General features: G+C 72.1%; 20 protein-coding genes and 1 tRNA gene. 11 read left to right on the top strand and 10 right to left on the bottom strand.

Features of this window, described 5'->3' with window-relative positions; genetic code table 11:
• The first annotated feature begins 121 nt into the window (after positions 1 to 121).
• Entirely contained in the window at positions 122 to 1,087 is a 966-nt protein-coding gene (locus ACFY2Q_RS04950) for an acyl-CoA desaturase (RefSeq protein WP_387127796.1), read from the top strand.
• Positions 1,088 to 1,308: 221 nt separating this feature from the next.
• A complete protein-coding gene (locus ACFY2Q_RS04945) occupies positions 1,309 to 2,001 on the top strand; it encodes a TetR family transcriptional regulator (protein ID WP_387127794.1) in 693 nt (230 codons plus the stop codon).
• A gap of 32 nt (positions 2,002 to 2,033) precedes the next feature.
• Here ACFY2Q_RS04945 and ACFY2Q_RS04940 read toward each other — a convergent pair whose 3' ends face one another.
• The 6 genes from ACFY2Q_RS04940 to ACFY2Q_RS04915 form a co-directional block, all read right to left on the bottom strand.
• A complete protein-coding gene (locus ACFY2Q_RS04940; protein ID WP_387127792.1) occupies positions 2,034 to 2,510 on the bottom strand; it encodes a DUF4383 domain-containing protein in 477 nt (158 codons plus the stop codon).
• A gap of 211 nt (positions 2,511 to 2,721) precedes the next feature.
• Positions 2,722 to 3,177 (bottom strand): DUF4383 domain-containing protein, encoded by a 456-nt coding sequence (locus ACFY2Q_RS04935; RefSeq protein ID WP_387127790.1) that lies wholly within the window; start codon positions 3,175 to 3,177, stop codon positions 2,722 to 2,724.
• A 101-nt stretch (positions 3,178 to 3,278) separates the two neighbouring features.
• Positions 3,279 to 5,084 (bottom strand): ABC-F family ATP-binding cassette domain-containing protein, encoded by a 1,806-nt coding sequence (locus ACFY2Q_RS04930; protein WP_387127788.1) that lies wholly within the window; start codon positions 5,082 to 5,084, stop codon positions 3,279 to 3,281.
• A 156-nt stretch (positions 5,085 to 5,240) separates the two neighbouring features.
• On the bottom strand, positions 5,241 to 6,191 hold the full coding sequence (locus ACFY2Q_RS04925) for a 4-(cytidine 5'-diphospho)-2-C-methyl-D-erythritol kinase (RefSeq protein ID WP_387127787.1): 951 nt from the start codon (positions 6,189 to 6,191) through the stop codon (positions 5,241 to 5,243).
• A 77-nt stretch (positions 6,192 to 6,268) separates the two neighbouring features.
• Positions 6,269 to 7,138 carry a 16S rRNA (adenine(1518)-N(6)/adenine(1519)-N(6))-dimethyltransferase RsmA gene (rsmA, locus tag ACFY2Q_RS04920; protein ID WP_387127785.1) on the bottom strand — a complete coding sequence of 290 codons (870 nt, stop codon included), beginning with the start codon at positions 7,136 to 7,138 and terminating at the stop codon, positions 6,269 to 6,271.
• A 46-nt stretch (positions 7,139 to 7,184) separates the two neighbouring features.
• Complete coding sequence (locus tag ACFY2Q_RS04915) at positions 7,185 to 8,084, bottom strand: TatD family hydrolase (protein WP_387128457.1); 900 nt, start codon at positions 8,082 to 8,084, stop codon at positions 7,185 to 7,187.
• Positions 8,085 to 8,227: 143 nt separating this feature from the next.
• Between ACFY2Q_RS04915 and ACFY2Q_RS04910 the strand changes: the two genes are divergently transcribed.
• Entirely contained in the window at positions 8,228 to 9,475 is a 1,248-nt protein-coding gene (locus tag ACFY2Q_RS04910) for a hypothetical protein (RefSeq protein ID WP_387127784.1), read from the top strand.
• A 42-nt stretch (positions 9,476 to 9,517) separates the two neighbouring features.
• Here ACFY2Q_RS04910 and metG read toward each other — a convergent pair whose 3' ends face one another.
• On the bottom strand, positions 9,518 to 11,320 hold the full coding sequence (gene metG, locus ACFY2Q_RS04905; protein WP_387127782.1) for a methionine--tRNA ligase: 1,803 nt from the start codon (positions 11,318 to 11,320) through the stop codon (positions 9,518 to 9,520).
• Positions 11,321 to 11,469: 149 nt separating this feature from the next.
• Between metG and ACFY2Q_RS04900 the strand changes: the two genes are divergently transcribed.
• Entirely contained in the window at positions 11,470 to 12,474 is a 1,005-nt protein-coding gene (locus ACFY2Q_RS04900; protein WP_387127781.1) for a hypothetical protein, read from the top strand.
• A gap of 24 nt (positions 12,475 to 12,498) precedes the next feature.
• Here the strand turns inward: ACFY2Q_RS04900 and rsmI are convergent, their stop codons facing one another.
• Positions 12,499 to 13,338: a 16S rRNA (cytidine(1402)-2'-O)-methyltransferase gene (gene rsmI, locus ACFY2Q_RS04895; RefSeq protein WP_387128456.1), complete on the bottom strand. Its 840-nt coding sequence runs from the start codon at positions 13,336 to 13,338 to the stop codon at positions 12,499 to 12,501.
• Positions 13,339 to 13,431: 93 nt separating this feature from the next.
• Here rsmI and ACFY2Q_RS04890 point away from each other — a divergent pair, with 93 nt between their 5' ends.
• The 4 genes from ACFY2Q_RS04890 to ACFY2Q_RS04875 all read left to right on the top strand — a co-directional run bounded on the left by ACFY2Q_RS04890 (position 13,432) and on the right by ACFY2Q_RS04875 (position 18,031).
• Positions 13,432 to 15,147, top strand: coding sequence for a dolichyl-phosphate-mannose--protein mannosyltransferase (locus ACFY2Q_RS04890; protein WP_387127779.1), 1,716 nt, complete (start codon positions 13,432 to 13,434; stop codon positions 15,145 to 15,147).
• Positions 15,148 to 15,500: 353 nt separating this feature from the next.
• The gene (locus ACFY2Q_RS04885; RefSeq protein WP_387127777.1) at positions 15,501 to 15,866 is read left to right on the top strand and encodes an MmcQ/YjbR family DNA-binding protein; all 366 of its coding nucleotides are present in this window, start codon (positions 15,501 to 15,503) and stop codon (positions 15,864 to 15,866) included.
• A gap of 99 nt (positions 15,867 to 15,965) precedes the next feature.
• Positions 15,966 to 17,249: a VWA domain-containing protein gene (locus tag ACFY2Q_RS04880; protein WP_387127775.1), complete on the top strand. Its 1,284-nt coding sequence runs from the start codon at positions 15,966 to 15,968 to the stop codon at positions 17,247 to 17,249.
• A complete protein-coding gene (locus tag ACFY2Q_RS04875) occupies positions 17,249 to 18,031 on the top strand; it encodes a peptidase (protein WP_387127773.1) in 783 nt (260 codons plus the stop codon). The genes ACFY2Q_RS04880 and ACFY2Q_RS04875 overlap by 1 nt, the downstream gene beginning before the upstream one ends.
• 100 nt (positions 18,032 to 18,131) lie before the next feature.
• Here the strand turns inward: ACFY2Q_RS04875 and ACFY2Q_RS04870 are convergent, their stop codons facing one another.
• On the bottom strand, positions 18,132 to 18,392 hold the full coding sequence (locus tag ACFY2Q_RS04870) for a hypothetical protein (protein ID WP_387127771.1): 261 nt from the start codon (positions 18,390 to 18,392) through the stop codon (positions 18,132 to 18,134).
• A gap of 213 nt (positions 18,393 to 18,605) precedes the next feature.
• Between ACFY2Q_RS04870 and ACFY2Q_RS04865 the strand changes: the two genes are divergently transcribed.
• From ACFY2Q_RS04865 to ACFY2Q_RS04855, 3 genes are all read left to right on the top strand, one after another.
• Positions 18,606 to 19,262 (top strand): 4'-phosphopantetheinyl transferase, encoded by a 657-nt coding sequence (locus tag ACFY2Q_RS04865; protein WP_387127769.1) that lies wholly within the window; start codon positions 18,606 to 18,608, stop codon positions 19,260 to 19,262.
• 679 nt (positions 19,263 to 19,941) lie between these two features.
• Positions 19,942 to 20,499 carry a DUF4352 domain-containing protein gene (locus ACFY2Q_RS04860; protein ID WP_387127767.1) on the top strand — a complete coding sequence of 186 codons (558 nt, stop codon included), beginning with the start codon at positions 19,942 to 19,944 and terminating at the stop codon, positions 20,497 to 20,499.
• 131 nt (positions 20,500 to 20,630) lie between these two features.
• The gene (locus ACFY2Q_RS04855) at positions 20,631 to 21,122 is read left to right on the top strand and encodes a hypothetical protein (RefSeq protein WP_387127766.1); all 492 of its coding nucleotides are present in this window, start codon (positions 20,631 to 20,633) and stop codon (positions 21,120 to 21,122) included.
• Between the two features lie 299 nt (positions 21,123 to 21,421).
• Here the strand turns inward: ACFY2Q_RS04855 and ACFY2Q_RS04850 are convergent.
• Positions 21,422 to 21,495, bottom strand: a tRNA-Ala gene (locus ACFY2Q_RS04850).
• Positions 21,496 to 21,617 lie beyond the last annotated feature (122 nt).

Raw genomic sequence — 21,617 nt, 5'->3', positions numbered from 1 at the left:
AAGTGCTCTGACCTGCCTCTCCGTGCCTTTTTGGAAACTTCCTCGTGCGATCTACAGACCCGTAAGTTACGGTGACGTAGGCGTAAGTTAGTGATCGTTTTCCCACCCCCTGCGAGGTCCCGTGTCCACTGCCCTGCTCGAACCCAACACCGCCGGCCCCGGCCCGAAACCGCTCACCGATGGGAGCCAGTCCCCCGGGATCCTGGCCGCCCTCTATGCCTTCGTGGTGATCCCCTTCGTGGCTCTGCTCGTCGCCGTGCCGATGGCCTGGGGCGGCTGGCTGGGCTGGACCGACGTCATCATCGGCCTGGTCTTCTACGTGGTTTCCGGGCTGGGCATCACCGTCGGCTTCCACCGCTACTTCACGCACGGCTCGTTCAAGGCCAAGCGGTGGCTGCGCGTCTCGCTGGCGGTCGCGGGTTCCCTCGCGGTGCAGGGCGAGATCATCCAGTGGGTGGCCGACCACCGGCGGCACCACGCCTTCTCCGACATGGAGGGCGACCCGCACTCCCCGTGGCGCTTCGGCACCAGCTTCTGGGCGCTGACCCGGGGCCTGTTCCACGCCCACGTCGGCTGGCTGTTCCGCCGGGAGTTGTCCAACCGGGAGCGGTTCGCACCCGACCTGATCGCCGACCGCGACATCAGCCGGGTGGACCGGCTCTTCCCGGTCCTGGTGATGGTGTCGCTGCTCGGCCCGGCGCTGATCGGCGGCCTGGTGACCTGGTCGTGGCAGGGCGCGCTCACCGCGTTCTTCTGGGCCGGGCTGGTCCGCATCGGCCTGCTGCACCACGTCACCTGGGCGATCAACTCGGTCTGCCACGTCTACGGCGAGCGTCCGTTCGCCATGCGCCAGGGTGACCGGGCGTCGAACTTCTGGCCGCTGGCGATCCTGTCGTTCGGCGAGAGCTGGCACAACCTGCACCACGCCGACCCCACGAGCGCGCGGCACGGCGTCCTGCGCGGTCAGGTGGACATCTCCGCCCGGGTCATCTGGTTGTTCGAGAAGGCCGGCGCGGCGTCGCAGGTGCGCTGGCCGAAGCCGGAGCGCATCGCGGCGAAGCTCGTGAAGCCGGTCCCACCCAGCTAAACCGGGCGGTACTCCGAGCGGGCGCCTGGCAGGATGGCCGGATGGCCGAGCGGCGCGGGGGGACCGGATAGCTCGGCGGGCAGGGCCGAGCCCGATCCGGGCGCGGTCGCACGGCACGGCAGGGCGGCCAGGCCGCCCGCCAGTGAGGCGACGATGTGAACGGGCACAGCGGAGGCACCATCCCACGGCAGGGCGTCACCGAGCGCCAGCGAGGCGGCGACATGCCTGAGGTAAGTAACGATGCCGTCGGCCGGCGCGCGGCGCCGGCCGCGGCCTCCGCGCCAAAACCCAAGCCCGCCTCCCGCGTACGCATGTCGGCGGCGCAGCGGCGGGAGCAGTTGATCGCGACCGGCCGTCAACTGTTCGCGGAGCGCGGTTTCGACGCCACCTCGATAGAGGAGGTGGCGGCCCGCGCCAAGGTCTCGAAGCCTGTGGTCTACGAGCACTTCGGCGGCAAGGAGGGGCTCTACGCGGTGGTGGTGGACCGGGAGGTCCGGGCCCTGCTGGACCGGATCACCACGGCACTTACCGCAGGGCATCCGCGCGAGTTGCTGGAGCAGGCGGCGATGGCGCTGCTCGGCTACATCGAGGAGGAGACAAGCGGGTTCCGGGTGCTGGTCCGCGAGTCGCCGCTGATGTCCGGCACGGCCAACTTCAGCAGCGTGATGAACGACGTGGCCCACCAGGTCGAGCACATCCTGGGCGCCGAGTTCAAGAGCCGCGGGTACGACCCCAAGCTGGCCGAGCTGTACTCCCAGGCGCTCGTGGGCATGGTGGCCCTGACCGGCCGCTGGTGGATGGAGGTGCGCAAGCCCCGCAAGGAGGTGGTGGCGGCGCACCTGGTCAACCTGGCCTGGAACGGGTTGTCGCACCTGGAGGCGAAGCCGACCCTGATCACGGCGCGCCGTCGCTGACCCCGTCAGCGACGGCTGCGGCCGTTCCCCCCTCAGCGGCGGTACGCCTCGGCGACCGGGTGGCTGCGTCTCTGTCGTTCGATTTCGGCGTGCTCCTCGGGCCCGACCTTGTCGTAGAGGCCGGTGCCGAGCAGGATCAGGCCGAACACCATCGACACGACAACCGTCGACATCGAGAAGTTGAGGAAGTTCGCCTCGGTCTGCAGCACCGACATCATGAGGATGCTCGTCACCAGGAACACCACGCCGGCGGTCAGGTTCATGTAGTGGCCGAGGTTGGTGCGCCGGGACGCCCCGATGATCAGGACGACTCCGAAGATCACCGAGGCGAGCGAGAAGGCCAGGTTGGTTCGCAGGCCGAGCGCCCAGTGGTTGCCCCTGTCGAAGAGCGGGTCACCGATCGTCTCGGCGACACCCCAGACGCCGAAGACCAGGATGTAGAGGCCGACCAGACCGGCCAAAACCCGGTAGAGCGGCCGTGCCGGATGGTTCACCGGAAAGTGCGCCATGCCCCTGCCCCGTCCTCCTGATTCGACCGTTTCAGGAGGATTGTCACCCAAGGCGACAGAAGCTGTCCGCTGAACGGGCAAAGCCGAAGCGGTCCGCCGAAGGCTGGACCGGGTCAGGTTTTCGCCGGAGCCCGAGCTGCGCAGGGATCAAGCCTGACCGCCCGGAGCAGCTCGGGCTCCGGCGAAAACCAACAGCGACCGGGGAAGAAGATCAGAGCACGAGGCGAGCCTTCTGGAACGCCTCCGCCTCCTCCTCCGAGCCGACCTTGCCGTACATGCCGGCCATGAGCAGCACCATGGAGGCCGTCAGCAGGACGATCACGGTGAAGATGCTGACGTTGAAGATGTTGGCATCGGTCCGGATGAACGCGAGGCTGGCGATGCCGAGCACCATGAGGCCGTACGCCATCCACTGGTTGATCGCCACGTCGATGTTGCGGCCGAGCGCGGTGCCGACCAGCACGATGACCCCGAGAAGCACGCTGAGCAGCGAGAACCCGAAGTTGGTGCCCTGGCCGAGCACCTGGGTGTCGTCCTGGGCGAAGATCTCGTCGCCGGCGGTCGCGATGACGCCGAGCACACCGAAGACCACCAGGTACAGACCGGTCAGCCCGCCGATCGCCCGGTAGATCGGCCGCGCGGGGTGGTTGACGGGGGTGTGGGCCATGTCTGAGTCTCCAACGCCGTGGGTGAGGTGTCGCCGACGATTGTCCCGCATGTGGTGGTGTGACGCCGCACACGGCCCCGGCCGACGCGATCCACACCCGGTCAGCTCTCGGGCAGGTCCTCGGCGAGGGTCATCCAGGTCTCCTCGATCCGCTCCCGTTCGGCGCGCAGATCCTTGAGCTGGGTGTCCAGGTCGGCGACCTTCGCATAGTCGGTGGCGTCGGTGGCGAGCTGGTCGAGCAGGGTGACCTCGCGCTGGTCGAGCTTGCCGAGCTGCCGTTCCAGCCGGGTCAGCTCCTTGCGGGCCTGGCGCACCTCGGCCGCGGACATGCCGCCAGCGGAAGGAACGGCGGACGCGGTGGTGGGGCTGGCAGCGGCCCGGGGCGCGCCGCCCCGCTCGGCCGTTCGGGCAAGGTACTCGTCGACGCCACCGGGCAGGTGCACGAGCCGTCCGTCGCCGAACATCCCGTACGCCGTGTCGGTGACCCGCTCGATGAGGTAACGGTCGTGGCTGGCCACGATGATCGTGCCCGGCCACGAGTCGAGCAAATCTTCGAGCGCGGCCAGGGTGTCGGTGTCCAGGTCGTTTGTGGGCTCGTCGAAGAGCAGCACGTTTGGCTCACCCGCGAGCAGCCGCAGCATCTGCAACCGGCGGCGCTCACCGCCGGACAGGTCGCTGACAGGCGTCCAGAGGCGGCGGTCGTCGAAGCCGAAGACCTCGGCGAGTTGGGCAGCGGAGACCTCCCGGTCGCCGAGCTGGACGCGGCGGGCGACCTCCTCGACGGCTTCGAGGACCCGCAGGTGGCCGGGCAGCTCCGCCAGCTCCTGGGACAGGAACGCCGGCCGGACCGTGGAGCCCGTGTTGAAGCGGCCACCGTCGGGGCGGGTGATGCCGGCGAGCATCCGCAGCAGCGTGGTCTTGCCGGCGCCGTTGGCACCGAGAATGGCGATCCGGTCACCGGGGCCGACAAGCCACGTGGTGTCCCGCAGGATCTCCTTCGGCCCGGCGTGCAGCTCGACGTTCTCCAGGTCGTACACCTGCTTGCCGAGCCGGGAGGTGGCCATCCGCTGCAACGACATGGTGTCGCGGGCCGGCGGCACGTCGGCGATCAACGCGTTGGCGGCGTCGATGCGGAACTGGGGCTTCGAGGTGCGGGCCGGCGGGCCACGGCGCAGCCAGGCGATCTCCTTGCGGAGCAGGTTCTGCCGGCGGGCCTCGGTGGCGGCGGCGACGCGTTCACGCTCGGCTCGGGCGAGGATCCAGGCCGCGAACCCGCCCTCGTAGGCGCGGACGGCCTGGTCGGCGACCTCCCAGGTGTTGGTGCAGACCGCGTCCAGGAACCACCTGTCGTGGGTGACCACCACCAGGGCGCCCTTGCGGCCGACCAGGTGCCGGGCCAGCCAGTCGACACCGGCGACGTCGAGGTGGTTTGTGGGCTCGTCGAGGATCAACAGGTCGGAGTCGCGGACGAGCAGCGCGGCGAGCGCCACCCGGCGACGTTCGCCACCCGACATCGGGCCGACCGGCTGGTCGAGGCCGAGGTGTGGCATGCCGAGGCCGTCGAGGATGGCGCGCACACCGGCGTCACCGGCCCACTCGTGCTCGGCGCCCATGCCTTCGCCGAGCCAGGCGGTGCCGAGCACTACGTCCCGGACTGTGGCGTCGGGGGCGAGCGTGAGCTGCTGCGGCAGCCAGAGCACGCGCAGGTCACGGCGGTGGGTCACCCGGCCGTCGTCAGGGTCCTCCTGCTTGGTGAGCAGCCGCAACAGGGTGGACTTGCCGGCACCGTTGAGGCCGACCACGCCGATCCGGTCGGCGTCGTCCAGGCCGAGCGAGACGTCCGTGAGCAGCCGCCCGGCGGCGCCGTACCCCTTGGACACCCGGTCCAGATTGACGATGTTGGCCACGTTCCACCCTTCATGATCAAGGCGTCCGGGTGCCGGCGGGCACCTGGACGCCTGCCACAAGGGTACGCGGACGCCCCGGCCTACCGCGCCGCGCGCCCACCGGCGTCCAGCTCGGCCGCCGCGGCAGCCCCGGCAGACGACGGGCCGGACGCGACGTCAGCCGACGCGGGCTCCGGCGACCGGGCCGTGCGCGACCCGGGCCTGTCGGCACACGCCAGCGGCGGCCAGCTCGGCGGCGATCCGCTCCGCGTTCGCCGCGTCGGGGGCGAGGAAGACGCAGGTCGGGCCGGAGCCGGAGACGATGCCGGCGAGCGCGCCGGCCGCCTCGCCGGCCTTCAGCGTGTCCGCCAGCGCCGGGCGCATCGCCAGGGCCGCGTCCTGAAGGTCGTTGCCGAGCGTACGGGCGAGGACCCGGGGGTCACGTTGACGCAGCGCGCCCAGCAGGGCATCGGTGCTGCCCAGCGGGGTGCCGGCGGCACCGGAGTCGCGGAGCCGGTCCAGCTCGCGGTAGGCGGCAGGTGTGGACAGGCCGACGTCGGCGATCGCCACCACCCAGTGCCAGGACGTCGGCCGGACCAGCACGGGGCTGACCGCCTCGCCCCGGCCGGTGCCCAGCGCGGTGCCGCCGTAGATCAGGAACGGCACGTCGGAACCGAGGTCGGCGGCGATCCCGGCCAGCTCGTCGCGGGACAGCCCGGTGCCCCAGAGCGCGTCGCAGGCCACAAGCGCGGCGGCCGCGTCGGCGCTGCCGCCGGCCAGCCCACCGGCGAGCGGGATCTGCTTGCGCAGATGCAGTCGGGCGTGCGGCAGCACCCCCGCGTACCCGGCGAGGGCGTGCGCGGCGCGGATCACCAGGTTGGTGTCGTCCAACGCCAGCTCGCCGGTGCCCTCGCCCTCCATGGTCAGGGCGAGCGTGTCGCCCCGGCGGGCCGTCAACTCGTCGTAGATCGAGATGGCGTGGTAGACGGTGTTCAACTCGTGATAGCCGTCGCGGCGCAGCGGACCCACCCCGAGGTGCAGGTTGATCTTCGCGGGCACCCGGACCTTCACCGGCCCGATGGCACCGCGCCGCTCGTCCTCGTCGTCCGGTCGCCAGGCCTCGGTCACGGGGTGACGTCCCGCACGAGCAGGCGAGCGTCGAACGGCTTGATCAAGGTCAACTCCTTGGCGGGCACGGCGTCAGCCTACTTCGCGGCCGGCGTACCCACCGGGGCCGACGCGGCGATGGCGGCGAACTGCTCGACGGTAAGCGACTCCCCCCGGGCGCCGGGGTCGACGCCGGCCGCGGTGAGCGCGGCAGCGGCCCGGTCCGCGCCGCCGGCCCAGCCGGCCAGCGCGGCGCGCAGGGTCTTGCGACGCTGCGCGAACGCCGCGTCCACCACGGCGAAGACCCGTTCCCGGGGTACGTCGGCGCGGGGCGGCTCGTGGCAGGTGAAGGCCACCAGGCCGGAGTCGACATTGGGCACCGGCCAGAACACGTTCGGCGGCACCCGACCGGCGCTGCGGGCCTTCGCGTACCAGGCGAGCTTGACCGACGGGATGCCGTACACCTTCGAGCCGGGACCGGCGACAAGCCGGTCGGCTACCTCTTTCTGCACCATGACCAGGCCGTGGCGCAGGGTGGGCAGCTCGGCGAGCAGGTTCAGCACCACCGGCACGGCCACGTTGTAGGGCAGGTTCGCCACAAGCGCTGTCGGCGGCGGGTCGGCCAGCTCGGCGGCGCGGATGCGCAGCGCGTCGGCACGGTGCACGGTGAGCCGGCCGGCGTCCGGCCCGGCGTGCCGCGCGGCGGTCTCCGGCAGCGCCCCGGCGAGCACCGGGTCGATCTCGACGGCGTGCACGTGCCCGGCGACGGGCAGCAGCCCCAGGGTCAGCGAGCCGAGCCCGGGGCCGACCTCCAGGGCCACGTCGTCGGGGGTCAGGCCGGCGGCGGTGACGATCCGGCGCACGGTGTTCGGGTCGTGCACGAAGTTCTGGCCCAGCTTCTTGGTGGGCGCGACGCCCAGCCGGGCGGCGAGTTCCCGGATCTCCGCCGGGCCGAGGAGACCGGTCATGGCTGGCAGCGTAGCGGCGGCGTCGGTGCCGACCGGCGGGCCGGGCTCACCACGGGCCGAAGGCCCGGTCGCCGGTGGCCGAGATGGCCGCGCACAGCTCGTCCAGGTCGGTGCCCGTGGTCGCGGCGAGCGCGCGGACAGTGAGCGGGATCAGGTACGAGGCGTTCGGCCGGCCCCGGTACGGCATCGGGGTGAGGTACGGGGCGTCGGTCTCCACCAGGATCTGGTCCACAGGTGTCAGCGCGGCGGCCTCCCGCAGCGGGCCGGCGCTGCCGAAGGTGACAGTGCCGGCGAAGCTGAGCAGGAAGCCCCGGCGGACGCACTCGCGGGCGAAGTCGGCGTCACCGGAGAAGCAGTGCAGCACCACCGTGTCCGGGGCGCCCTCGTCGTCGAGGATCCGCAGGACGTCGGCGTGCGCGTCCCGGTCGTGGATGACGAGCGCCTTGTCGTGCCGCTTGGCGATGGCGATGTGCGCCCGGAAGCTCTCCTCCTGCGCGGCGCGCCCCTCGTCACCGGTCCGGAAGAAGTCCATCCCGGTCTCGCCGATCCCCCGGACCCGGTCGCGGGCGGCCAACGACTCGATCTCCCGCAGCGCCTCGTCGAGGTCGGCCAGTCGGGGCGCCTCGTTGGGGTGCAGCGCCACGGTGGCCAGCACGGCGGGATGACTGTCGGCGACGTCCGCGCCCCAGCGTGAGGACGCCACGTCGACGCCCACCTGGACCAGCCGGTCCACACCTACCGTGGCGGCCGCGCCGACCGCCGCGGCGATCGGGTCGTCGGCCGGCCCGCCGCCGGGCACGCCTGCCTCGCTGAGGGTGAGGTCCAGGTGGGTGTGGCTGTCCAGCACCGGCCGGGGCAGTGGCTCGGGGGCGGGCGGGAACTCTCCGGCCCGCCGGGCGGCACGTTCGCGGCGGGTTTCAGTCGGCTCGCTCATCAGCGACAGCATCACACATCGGGCCTGTCCATCCGCCCGCCACCCGGCGTTCACCCCGACTACGCCGCGCGACTCTAGCGTCGCCGCGTGAGCGGACTGAGTGCGCCACCGGGCCGTGACGGCCCACATCTCACCGAGCAGAGGGAGGTGGCGACATGAGCGTCACTCCCCAGGCCGGCGGCGCCGCCGGCGAACGGACCGGGCTGCGCGTGGCGTTCGGTGGCGGGCTGTACCCGGCCGAGGAGATCGCCCGGGGTGCCGCGTACGAGTTGTTCAGCGCCAGCGAGGTGGCCGGCTTCGAGTGGGCGCCCCGGCCCGGCAGTGCCCTGCCGTGGCGTCGGTTCGTGCACGTCACCGAGGTGACCGCTGTGCACGGGGCCACCTCGGCGGCCGAGGAGCCGGAGACGCCGCTGATGATGCCGGCGCACCGGGAGCAGGGCTGGAACCACCTGCACCAGCTCAGCCAGCAGCCGTCCGCGGCGGGCGACCCGACTCTCGTCGCGGTGCGCGCGTCGGCGGCCCTGCGGCGGGGCACCCGGATGGTGAAGATGCTCTCCGCCCGGCAACTCTCCGGCTACGTACGGGGCTGGCTGCCGCGCGGCTTCTGTTACCGGGAGCACGATGTGGCGCACCTGCGCACTCCGGCGGCGACGACTGTGTTGCGCACCGACGGGGACACCGGCCGGGACGGCCTGGACGTCGCGTACGCGCTGCGGTGGCGGGCCGCCGACCCGGGTGACTACGACGTACCGGCGGGCGCGGCCCACCGTGGGCTGACCGCCCTGGCATCCCGGGACCGGGTGGGTCCACCGGTGCTGGGCACCGGCTTCGTGCCGAGCAACGGCCAGCTCATCCCGGAGTTCATCACCCGGGACTTCGCCGACCTGCCGATGCCGGCGAACGCCACACTGCTCGCGTACCCCGCCGACGGGGTGGAGGTGGTGCTCTACACCTACCAGGCCGAGCAGCGCGGATGGCTGCGGATGGCGGGCCCGCAGTGGCGACACCTGCTGGCCGCGGTGCCGGATCTGTCCCCCGACCAGGAGTATGTGCCCACCGGGGACGCGCCGCGCTCCACCCAACTGGTCGGCATGTACGGCGACACCGAGTACGAGGCGGTGGCCGACCTGCCCGGCGGCTTCCGGGTCCTCGCCATGACCCGGGCGGCCCGGTACCCGGTGGAGTTGGTGGCCCGCCGGCTCCGGTTCGCGCAGTGGCGGGGCGTGCCGTGCCTCGTGCTGCGGGAGGAGGCCGGCTGGCTGCGTTTGCGGTTGCGCCACCCGGACCCGGATTCGGTGGTCACCACCGGCGCGCAGTGCCACGACCGGGGCGTCTACGAGACGTGGGCGCCGCGCGCCGACGTGACAGACGACCAGGTGATGGACACCCGGTACGCGATGTGACGACGCGCGGCGGCAGGACGCTCACCGCCGCGCGTCGTACGCTCAGTCGGCCAGGCGGGCCAGCTCCTCGTCGACGATCGACGGGTCGAGCTTGCGGAACACAGGCGTCGGCGCGGCCAGTGGCCGGCCGGCCTCCAGCGGCACCGACTCCCAGCGCGCACCTACCGTGTAGTCCCCGGTCAGCACCGGGTACGCCGGCCCGCCGTCCAGGTCGTCGACCTGCTCGATGACAGGCATCGGCGCGTGCACTCCGGTGCCGCCGAGCAGCTCGTGCACCTGCTGCGCGGAGTGCGGCAGGAACGGGGTGAGCAGCGTGTTCGCGTCGCTGACCACCTGGAGGGCGACGTGCAGGATCGTGCCCTGGCGGGGCTTGTCGGCCTCCGCCTTGAGCTTCCACGGCGCCTGCTCGGACAGATACTTGTTGGCCTCGGCGACCACCTTCATGGCCTCGCCGATGGCCTGCTTCTGCCGGTGCCGGCCGATCAGGTCGCCGACAGTGGTGAAGCCCGCCCGGGCCACCGCGAGCAGCGCCTCGTCGGCCTCGGTGAGGCCGGCCGGGTCGACCGGCGGGATCGCGCCGAAGTTCTTCGCCGCCATCGAGACGGACCTGTTGACCAGGTTGCCCCAGCCGGCGACCAGCTCGTCGTTGTTGCGGCGGAGGAACTCGGCCCAGGTGAAGTCCGTGTCGTTGCTCTCCGGGCCGGCGGCGGCGATGAAGTAGCGCAGCGCGTCGGCGTCGTAGCGCTCCAGGAAGTCGCGGACGTAGATGACGACCTTGCGGGACGACGAGAACTTGCGGCCTTCCATGGTCAGGTACTCGCTGGAGACCACCTCGGTGGGCAGGTTGAGGCGGCCCAGCTGGCCCGGCTCGCCGTCGCGGGAGCCCTCGCCCGAGTAACCGGAGAGCAACGCCGGCCAGATCACCGAGTGGAAGACGATGTTGTCCTTGCCCATGAAGTAGTACGACCGCGCGTCCTTGCCCTCGCCGTCGGTCGACCACCACCTGCGCCACGCCTCCGGGTCGCCGGAGCGGCGGGCCCACTCGATCGAGGCGGACAGGTAACCGATCACCGCGTCGAACCAGACGTAGATCCGCTTGTCGGGGCGGTCCCGCCAGTCGTCGAGCGGAATCGGTACGCCCCACTCCAGGTCCCGGGTGATCGCCCGCGGCTGGAGGTCGTCGAGCAGGTTGCGGGAGAACCGCAGCACGTTGGGCCGCCACCCGTCCCGGTTGTCCAGCCACTGCCGCAGCACGTCGGCGAGGGCGGGCAGGTCCAGGAAGAAGTGCTCGGTCTCGACGAACTTCGGGGTCTCTCCGTTGATCCGCGACTTCGGGTCGATCAGGTCGATCGGGTCGAGTTGGTTGCCGCAGTTGTCGCACTGGTCGCCGCGGGCGCTGTCGTACCCGCAGATCGGGCAGGTGCCCTCGATGTACCTGTCGGGCAGCGTGCGCCCGGTCGACGGCGAGATCGCCCCCATCGTGGTCTTGGGCACGATGTAGCCGTTGCGGTACATCCCCTCGAACAACTCCTGCACCACCGCGTAGTGGTTACGGGTGGTGGTGCGGGTGAACAGGTCGTAGGAGAGCCCGAGGCCGTGCAGGTCCTCGACGATCACCCTGTTGTACCTGTCGGCCAGCTCGCGCGGGGTGACCCCGTCGGCGTCGGCCTGCACCTGGATGGGGGTGCCATGCTCGTCGGTGCCAGAAACCATGAGCACGTCGTGGCCGGCCATCCGCATGTACCGGGCGAAGACGTCGGAGGGAACGCCGAAACCGGAGACGTGGCCGATGTGGCGGGGGCCGTTGGCGTACGGCCATGCCACTGCCGCGAGAACGTGACTCATGAGCAGCAAGCCTAGTGACCCGTCCGGGGAGCCCGCGAACCAATGGGGGGTGCCGGCCCGGCGGACCGGGCCGGCCACACCGGCCGTTGGTCCGATTTGTCGCCGACACGCTGTCCAGCTGCCCGTTCTGCCTCCCTGCCCGGTGTGCAATGAACGTCGTGACTGGCAGACGAGCGGCCCGGGATCACGACGACCCTCCCACCGGGCCGGTGGTCGACGACGAGCCCACCCCGGCACCCGCCGCGGCCCGGGCCGCTGGCGTGCCGCCCGCGCCCCGGGTGGTGCCCGACACCGGCAACGGCGGCACCAGACGTCCGCGTCCCACGCCCGGACCCGACTCCGTCCCTCGGCCCGGCTCCGCGCCACGAGCCGACACGCCTGCGGATCTGGCCGGGGCGCCTGTCGACGTGGAGCCGACAGTCGACGTGGAGCCGACCACCGGGGCACCCGTTGACGCGCTGCCACGTCGCGTGCCGGTCCGCCAGCAGAATCGCTGGCACCGGGGCGCCCGCCGGCTCGACGCGGACGCGCCGGAGGACGAGGGCGGTGCCTTCTGGGCGCCGATCGAGCAGGTGCACTGGGACGGCACCCCGGTGCGGCAGGACTCCGAGCCGCGGCGGGGTCGCCGGCCCGCCCGCCGCGCGCCGACCCGGACGACGGCGCTGCCGGACCCGCTGCCCGGGCTGGCCGCGCTTGTGCTGCTGAGCCTGGTCGCGGCCTTCTTCGCCTGGGTCAGCGCCGGGCCGTTCTGGCTCGCGGTAGGGCACGCCCGGGTCGGCACCGTGGTGATCGACGAGTGCACCGGTGGCGGGCTGTCCCAGCGGTGCCGGGGCGTCTTCACGGCGGCCGACGGTCGGTTCCTGGCCCACGGGGTACGCATCAGCGGCGTGCCCGCCGGACGCGACGCTCCCGGGACGGCCCTGCCGGCAAGGATGACCGGCCCGGGCAGCGGCACCGCGTACGCCGACGCCGGCGCGGGTCGGCACCTGCGCTGGCTGCCCGGCCTGCTGGTGGTGGCCGGCTGCGCCGCCGGCATCGCCAGGTGGACCGGCGCGACCCGGTTGCCCGGTCGGCGGCACCGCCGCTGGGCGGTGACCGCCGCGCTGGCCGGCCCTGCGCTGATCACCCTCGGATTCCTCGTCGCCGCGTGGTGAACCCGGCGCGGTCGGGGGCGCCGGTCAGCTGTGCACGATCGTGTAGACGTCGCGGCGACGCATGGCGTACTCGGTGGCGACCTCGGTGATGGCGTCCCGGCGGGACCGGCCGGCGGCCTCGCGCTCGGCGACCGCCGCGCGCAGGGTGTCGTCGTCGGGGCGCTCCGGGGCGGTCACCGGCGCTCCGGCGACCACCAGGGTGATCTCCCCGCGTGGATCGCCCTCGGCTGCCCAGCGGGCCAGTTCGCCGAGGGGCCGGCGGAGCACCTCCTCGTAGGTCTTGGTGAGCTCCCGGCAGAGCGCGGCCGGCCGGTCCGCGCCGAACGTGTCGGCCAGGTCGGTGAGCGCCGCGCCGATCCGGTGCGGGGCTTCGAAGAAGACGAGGGTGCGCTCCTCGGCGGCGAGCGCCCGCAGCCGAGACCGACGGGCGCCGGGCGTCCGGGGCAGGAACCCCTCGAAGCAGAACCTGTCGCAGGGCAACCCGGAGACGGCGAGGGCGGTGGTCACCGCGCTGGGCCCGGGGGCGACGGTGACCGGCGCCCCGACGTCCAGTGCGGCCCGGACCAGCCGGTAGCCCGGGTCGGAGACACTCGGCATGCCGCCGTCGGTGACAAGCGCCACCGTGTACCCGCCGAGGATGACCTCCACGAGTTCGGGGGTCCGCCGCTCCTCGTTGCCCTCGAAGTAGGAGACGATCCGGCCCCCGACTGTGATGTCGAGATCGCGGGCCAGCCGGGTGAGGCGACGCGTGTCCTCGGCGGCGACCACGTCGGCGCTTCCCAGCACCTCTCGGAGCCGGGCCGACGCGTCGGCGGGGTTTCCGAGCGGGGCACCGAGCAGAATGAGGCGCCCAGCCTCGGACATTTCACCCACGACATCGTCTCCTTCATCGACAATCCATACCGGTATCAGGGACGACGGGCGCCACCGGACACCCTGGCAGCCTACGATCGCCGGGTGACGAGTGCGTCGACAGCGCAGAGCCCGAGCGCCGACCCGGCTGACACGGTCGAGGTGACCGGCGAGCCCGGCCCCACGGCGGATCCGCCGCCGCCCCGCGTGGACGGCGGCGGCACAGCCGCTGTCATCCGCCGCCGGTTCGCCACCGTCGATGCCCGAGCGGACCGGTTCTCGTGGCTCGCCACCTGGGTGGTGGTGGCCATCGCGGCGATCCTACGTTTCGTGGGCCTGTCCACCCCCAGTGGCAAGATCTTCGACGAGACGTACTACGCCAAGGACGCCTACGGGCTGATCAGCCGCGGCGTCGAGTGGAACTACAAGGACAACGTCCCCTCGTACGTGGTGCACCCGCCATTGGGCAAGTGGTTGATCGGCCTCGGCGAGTGGGCCTTCGGCTATCAGGACGCCGACTCGAAGGTCTCCGTACCCGGCCACCTGATCACCACCGCGCCGGAGTTCGGCTGGCGGTTCTCGGCGGCTGTCATCGGCACCCTGTCCGTGCTGCTGCTGGTCCGCATCGGCAGGCGGATGTTCCGCTCGACGGTCCTGGGCTGCGCGGCAGGTCTGCTGCTCGCCCTGGACGGCTTCCACCTGGTGCTGTCGCGGGCGGCGCTGCTCGACATCTTCCTGCTGTTCTTCGTGCTGGCGGCCTTCGGCGCGCTGGTGCTCGACCGGGACGCCCGCCGGCGGCGCTGGGCACGCGCTCTCGACGATGGGCTCGACCCGAGCCTGCCGGGCCGCGCGGGCCGTCCGCCGACGGGCTGGCGCACGTGGCCCTGGTGGCGGCTGGCCGCCGGGGTGCTGATCGGCTGCGCCTGCGCGGTGAAGTGGAGCGCTGTCTACTTCGTGCCCGCCTTCGCGCTGTTGGTGATCCTCTGGGAGGTCGGGGTCCGCCGGTCCGCGGGCGTCCGCCGGCCCTGGCGGGACACCGCGCTCGACGAGCTGCCGTGGCTGGTGCTGGCCGGCGTGCTGATGCTGGTCACCTACATCGCCACCTGGTCGGGATGGCTGCTCACCGATGACGGCTACTACCGGCTGGCGTCGTCGCCGGCATACCCGACCGGTTCGCTCAGTGACACCCCGGTGATCGGCCCGCTGATCAACCTCTTCGAATACCACCGCGCGGCGTACGGCTTCCACGCCCAACTCGACGACGCGCACAAATACCAGTCGTGGCCGTGGCAGTGGCTGCTGCTCGGCCGGCCGGTGGCATTCCACTACGCGACCGACGGGCCCTGCGGCGCACCGACCTGCGCCTCGGAGATCCTGCTGCTGGGCACCCCGCTGCTGTGGTGGTCGTTCCTCCCCGCCCTCGTGGCGCTTGCGTGGCTGGGCGTGGCACGGCGCGACTGGCGGGCCGGCGCGATCCTGCTGAGCGTGGCGGCGGGGATCCTGCCCTGGTTCGCGCTCGCCCTCGAAGGCCGGACGATGTTCTCGTTCTACGCCGCGCCCGTGCTGCCGTTCCTGGTGCTGGCAGTCGTCTACGTGCTGGGTGCGCTTATCGCCCCAGCCGGGGGCGAGGTGGGCGAGATGACGCGGCTGACGCCCGGCGACCCGGCGTACGAGCGGCGGCTTGTGGGCAGTGTCGCGGCCGGCGCCTACGTGCTGCTGGTGGGGCTGTGCTTCGCGTACTTCTATCCGATCTTCGTGGGCTCGGTGATTCCGTACTCGGACTGGTTGTCGAGGATGTGGCTCGACGGCCGGTGGATATAAGCACCGACAGGCGACGCGCCGCGCAGCGCGACGGAGACGGGCCCGCACGCGTGAAGCGTGCGGGCCCGTTCGACAAAGACGCGCGCCCCGATCGCCTGCCACGGGGGAAGCGGGCGATTGGGGCGCGCATGGAGAGCTTAACCACCCCACACCACAGGCACAACGGGTCAACTTGGGTCAGATTTCCGACGATTCCAACCGCGTCCGGTCGTTTCCTTCGATAGTTGACCCAGGGTGACCCGCCGTGGACCCAGCGCCTTGTCGGGTCGCTCCGATGCCGCGCGCCACTGCGGGCCCTCTCCGACCCGGCTCGCCGTGCGGGGTCTGGCGATTGCGACGAGAGACAGGGTGCCGTGGAGTTGCTGAACCGGGTCCGCGAGATCTGCCTTGCCCTGCCCGAGGCGACCGAGCGGCCCAGCCACGGGTCACCTACCTGGTTCATCCGGGACAAGACCGTCTTCGTCACCCTGCACGCCGACGGGCATCACCAGAACGAATTCCCCCACCTCTGGTGCGCGGCCCCGCCCGGCGCCCAGGCGGAGTTGATCGCCGCCGACCCGGCCCGCTTCTTCCGTCCGCCCTACGTGGGCGGCCGGGGCTGGCTCGGCGTACGCCTCGACGGCACAGTCGACTGGACCGAGATCGACGAGTTGTGCCGGGACGCGTACCGGGAGGTCGCGCCGAAACGGCTCGTTGCCCTGCTCGACGCGCCCGCCTGACCGACCGCCCTGCGGGGGCGTGCCGCCGGTCCGCCGGACGGTCGCGAGAACCAACCACCCGGGTGATCATCCAAAGTGGATCTCACTACACTGCCGGCCGTGATCAACTTCAGACGATCGGCGGCCGTCCTCATCGGACTGCTGGCGACCACCGCGCTAACCGGGCCGGCCCCGGCGGCGGCCGACGAAGAACCGGTGGCGGAGCCGCCCCGGGTCGAACTCGTCCTCGACGTCAGCGGCTCGATGCGTGCCGCCGACATCGACGGACGCAGCCGGATCGCCGTCGCCCAGCAGGCGTTCAACGAGGTGGTGGACGCGCTGCCGGAGGAGACACAGCTCGGCATCCGGGTGCTCGGCGCGACCTACCGGGGCAAGGACAAGAAGGTCGGGTGCCAGGACACCCAACAGATCGTTCCGGTCGGGCCGGTGGACCGCGCCCAGGCCAAGGCGGCGGTGGCGACACTGCGGCCGACCGGGTTCACCCCGGTCGGGCTCGCGCTGCGCACCGCCGCGCAGGATCTGGGCACCGGCTCCACCACCCGACGGATCGTGCTGATCACCGACGGGGAGGACACCTGCGCCCCGCCGGACCCCTGTGAGGTGGCCCGGGAACTGGCTGCGCAGGGCACCAGCCTGGTCGTCGACACCCTCGGCCTGGCGCCCGACGAAAAGGTCCGCCGGCAGTTGCTCTGCATCGCCAGCGCGACAGGCGGCACCTACACCGCCGCGCAGAGCGCCGAGGAACTGACCGGCCGAATCAAGCAGCTCGTCGAGCGGGCCGCCGACACCCACACCCGGGCGCCGACAGTCGTCGGCGGCACCAACGCGTGTGACTCGGCCCCGCTGCTCGCCCCCGGGGTCTACGCGGACCGGGAGGCGTTCTCCGAACACCGCTACTACCGGGTGCCGGTCCGCCCCGGGCAGGAGCTGCGCGCCTCGGTGAGCATGGCGCTGGACCGGCCGGTGAACAGGGACTACGGGGTGCTGCTGCGGGCCACCGCCGCCGACGGGCGGGAACTCGTCCGTGGAGCGGACGCCGGCAGCGGACGCGCCGACGTGCTCTCCGCCGGGCTGCGCTGGTCGGCCACCGCCGACGACGAGGACGCGACCGAGGCCGAGCAGACCCCGGCACCCGTCATCGAGCCCACCACCGTCTGCCTGGTGGTGAGCAACTCGTTCGCCCCTCGCCCGGGAACAGCCGCGACCCCCGGCATGCCTGTGGAGCTGACCATCGACGTGGTCACCGCCGCACCCGGCCCGGACGGGCCCGACCTCGGCCGTGGCTGGGTGCTGCTCGCCCTGCTCACGGTCGCCGGCCTGCTCACCGGTCTGCTCGCCGGCCTGCTCACCCGCTGGTGGGTCGCCACCTGGAGGACGAACTGATGCGTACCGCTCTGTTCCGGTCGCTGGCCTCGCTGCTCGCCGCCGGCGCGGCCGCCCTGCTGCCCGCGGCGGCCGTCGCCGCCCCCACGCCGTCGCCGGGCGCCACACCTGTGACCCGGGCCGGCACCTCGTTCCTCACCGCCACCCCAATCACCGCCGGGCAGCCGGTACGGGTGGACGCCTCGGTCGGCGACCACCTGTACTGGTCGTTCCCCGCCACCGCCGGCCAGGTGCACGAGATCAGTGCCACCGTCACCTTCCCGAAGGCACGCGGTGGTGCCTCCACCTGGACCGTCGACGTCTTCGACGGGCTGCGGCGGCGGCAGGCCTGCACCGCAGGGGCACAGACCCCGACGGTGGATCAGCAGGCGACGAGTGTGGCGCTGGGCTGCACGCTGCGCGAGGTGCGGCCCTGGGCGGAGCCGTGGTCGGCCGACCCGCTGCCCGGCACGTACGTCATCCGGCTGTCCGTGGTGGACCTGCCGGAGCCGGACCTCGGCGCGCCCATCGACGTGGACCTGCTCGTCGGCGTCATCGCCGATCGGGGCTCCTCGGCCGACGACGGCGAGCTGGCCACGCCGCTGGTGCCGAACACCCAGGCGGGCACCGTGCTCACCGCCGTACCAACTGTGGACCCGGAAGCCGACGACGAGGGTGACTCGCTGACGGGCTGGCTGCCGGATCTCGGCTCGCGTTGGATCTGGACCGGCGTGGGCGGCGTGCTCGCCGCGGTGGCGGGCGTGTTCGGCTTCGCGCTGACCCGGCGGCCCCGACGCGCCTGAACGCCGCCCGACCCAGGCCGGTGGCCCCACCCCAGGGCGGGGCCACCGGCTGACCGGCGGCCAGGCGGACAGGCGGCCCGGCGGACAGGCGGCCCGGCGGTCAGCGGCGGCGCGGCAACCAGCCGATGAAGCGATCCTGGAGAGACATGACCGGGGCGGTGCGCAGGTCCTCCGTGGCGGCGGCGAGACACGATCCCAGATAGACACTGAGCATCGCCCGGTCACCTCCGTATTCCGCGAGCAGCCGGCCGCGCTTCGTCGCGCACGGCCACTCCTCACCGCAGGAGCCGCACGTCCAGCCCGGGGTCGCCGGGGCGTGGTCGTCGGCCCGCGCCCCCGGCCGTTCCGCACCATCGGTCATCGCACGTCCTCTCCAGATGTCCACGGGACTGGCGGCCGCCTATATCCGGCCAGCTTTGATGGTGGTCCCCCCGGAGCCATCAGGGAGGGAGCGACGCGTCCCTCCGGTGATACATCTTTGCGGTACGTTCTCCCCTCGTGGGAGTCAGAAAGTTGACCGTCGGCCGAATGTCGGCACTCCACGCCCGTTTCTACCGATCGGTAGGCGACACCGATGCGTGACCTGCTGCCGACCACGGTCGCCGTGGCCGTCGCCGGGCCCGACGACTGGGCCGGGGAACTGCTCGCCGCCGAGCAGGCGTGCCTCGGTGAGCGGGCGGTGCAGACCCGTCGCCGGGACTTCACGGCCGGCCGCGTGTGCGCCCGCCGGGCAATGACCAGCCTCGGTCTGCCGGAGACGGCAGTGCCGGCCGCCGCCGACCGGGCGCCGGTCTGGCCGGCCGGCGTCGTCGGCACCATCACCCACACAAGCGGCTACTGCGCCGCCGCCGCCGCGCACGCCACCGACATCCGGTCCGTCGGCATGGACGCCGAGCGGCACCGCGAGATCAATGAGGGAGTACGCCGACTCGTGCTGCTGCCCGAGGAGGAGGAGAACTGCTCCCGGCTGCCCGCCGACATCTCCTGGCCGGTCGTGTACTTCAGCGCCAAGGAGACCGTCTACAAGGTGTGGTACCCGATCGTCGGCAGCTGGTTGGATTTCCACGACGCCCACCTGACCCTCGACCCGGACGCCGGCACGTTCACCGCCCGGATCGCACCGGCCCGGGTGGACGCAGCCGACGTCGTCGATCCGCCGGCCACGATCACCGGGCGGTTCGTGGTCGCCGACGGCTTGGTCCGAACCGCAGCCGTCCTCACGCTCAGCTGAGTCGCCGCCCGAGGGTCGTCCACACTGTCCAGCCGGACGCGTCGATGGGACAGGGCGCGACGCATCGACAGGACTCTCGACAGGCACGGTAACGTCGGCGGGTTCCCGAATCGCACGTGCCGAAGCGCCAAGGAGTACGTTGACCCACCCCCAGCCCTCCAACGGGCCGCAGGACCCTCAACAGCCGAACCCCGAGCCGCCGGCTCAGCAGTTCCCGGCGACACCTCCGCAGAACGCCGACTCCACGGCCCCGAAGGCGCCCGAATCGTGGTTGCCACCCCCACCGCTGGAGTTCGGTGCGCAGCAGCCTGCCGAACCGCACCCCTCCGACAGCGACGAGCAGCAGCCGCCGATCGCAGGCGCTCCACAGCAGCCGTTCGCAGGCGCGCCGCAGCCGTTTGACAACGCGCCCCAGCCGCCGTTCGCGGGCGCTCCACAGCCGACCCCGCCGTACCCCACCCCGCCGTACCCCACCCCGCCGGGTCCGACCCCGCCGGGTGCGCACTGGCAGCAGGCGCCGCTCGCAGCAGGTGCGTACCCGCCCGCCGGCGGCGGCGCGTACCCGCCGCCGGCCGGGCCGGGCTATCCGCCGGCCGGGCCGGGCTATCCGCCGGCCGGGCCGGGCTATCCGCCGGCCGGGCCGCCGCCCGCGACGGGGTCGAACTCCACGAAGACCGTGTTGATCATCGCGGTCATCGCAGCCGTGCTCGCCCTGCTGTGCTGCGTGGGCGGCATCGTGACGTTGGTCGTCAGTGCGAACCGCGCCACGAACCAGGCGATCGATTCCATACCCGATATCGGAAGGCCGCCGACGCCCGCCCCGTCGTCCAGCGGCGGCCCGTCGATGAACATGCCGGCCGGGAACTCCGCTCAGATCGACGACGACCGGGGCGTCATGAAGGTCACCGTGACCAAGTTCAGCACCTCCACCGAACCGTGCAGGACGGGCGGCCGCAAGCCCGACAAGGGCATGTACGTGATCGCCGACGTGACCGTGTCGATCACCGAGGGAACCGGCTCGATCAACCCGCTGTATTTCTGGTGGGTTGCCGCCGACGGCACCAAGACCAGCTCGATCGTAGGGGTCCTGTCCGGCTGCGGCACGTCGCTGCGTTCCGGCACCAACCTGCCCGCCGGCACCACGCACGCCGGTAGCGTCGTGTTCAACGTGCCCGACACCAACGGCACGCTGGAATACCAGCACAGGCTCAAGACCGCCGCCAGCTGGAAGCCCTGACGCGGTGACGTGGGGCCGACCCATCGGGGTCGGCCCCACGCAGGCGCTACCTCGCCCGGTCAGACCTTCAGCTACCGCACCCAGGCGTCCGGCCCTCCCCGGCTGGGCACTACGCCTGCCAAGATCGAATCATGCTGCGATCCCTCGAAGTGTCGGCCGTCCTCACCCTCGGCGAATCGCCATTCCACAACCTGCACTGGAAGAGCGGCATCGAACTCAGCCTGGACTGCTTCATCTGCCAACGGGCCGGCCGCACCACCGAGTTGGAACACGGCGCCGAACAGGGAACGTGCTCGGGTGACAGCAGAAAGGGCCGGCATCCCGCGGCCGCGCGGATCGCCGCGTTCGACAGCACCGACGAGCGGAAACGAACGATCCTGCGCGCAGTCGTGGACTACTGGTGGGCACCTTTCCAAGACGCCAAACAGGACCAACCGTCGCTCGCGTCGACCCACGTCCCGTGGGTCCGGCTCCACCTTGCCTACCTCTGCCCGGAGCCGGTCCAGCCGGGCACCCTCTCAACCCAGTCCAACCTCATCCGCCCGGTGACCTACACCTGCGAGCACTGCGCGGCGCCCATCGCCCACAGCCACGACGCACCTCGTATCCAACTCCTGACCTAGCGCCTTGGTCATCGCCCGGCCGCTGCACGGCGGGCCTGCTCCCGGCGGACCTCGGCCTGGCGGGCGGACAAGCAGGCCGCCTCGCGCTCAGGAGCGTGACCCTCGGCCTGCCGTTCCTGCTGAGGTTTGAGCAGGCTGCGGGAAGGACCTGTTCGACGCGGTTACATCGCATCGGTCAGTGTCGAGACGGTCCGACGGATCCTGCCCGAACGCGGGGGGTGTCGCGGCAGGCCGGGCGTGCGGCAAGTGATCGCGAAAAAGGCCGTCCCCCACTACGGGAAACGGCCTTTGACCTGGGGTGGAGCTGAGGGGATTTGAACCCCTGACCCCCTCGATGCGAACGAGGTGCGCTACCAGTCTGCGCCACAGCCCCCCACCGGCGAACCGGCTTCGGTCCCACCCGGCTTACACCGGGCGGGCCGGCAGCAAGGCTAACAGGTCGCCGGCCCTCACCGCGAATCCGCCCCCGGCGCGGCGCTGCCCCCTGCCGGAAGA

The sequence above is a fragment of the Micromonospora sp. NPDC000316 genome (assembly GCF_042898885.1).
Taxonomy (GTDB): domain Bacteria; phylum Actinomycetota; class Actinomycetes; order Mycobacteriales; family Micromonosporaceae; genus Micromonospora.
The sequence above is the reverse complement of the archived record's forward strand: the minus strand, read 5'-3'. Positions and strand labels throughout refer to the sequence as shown.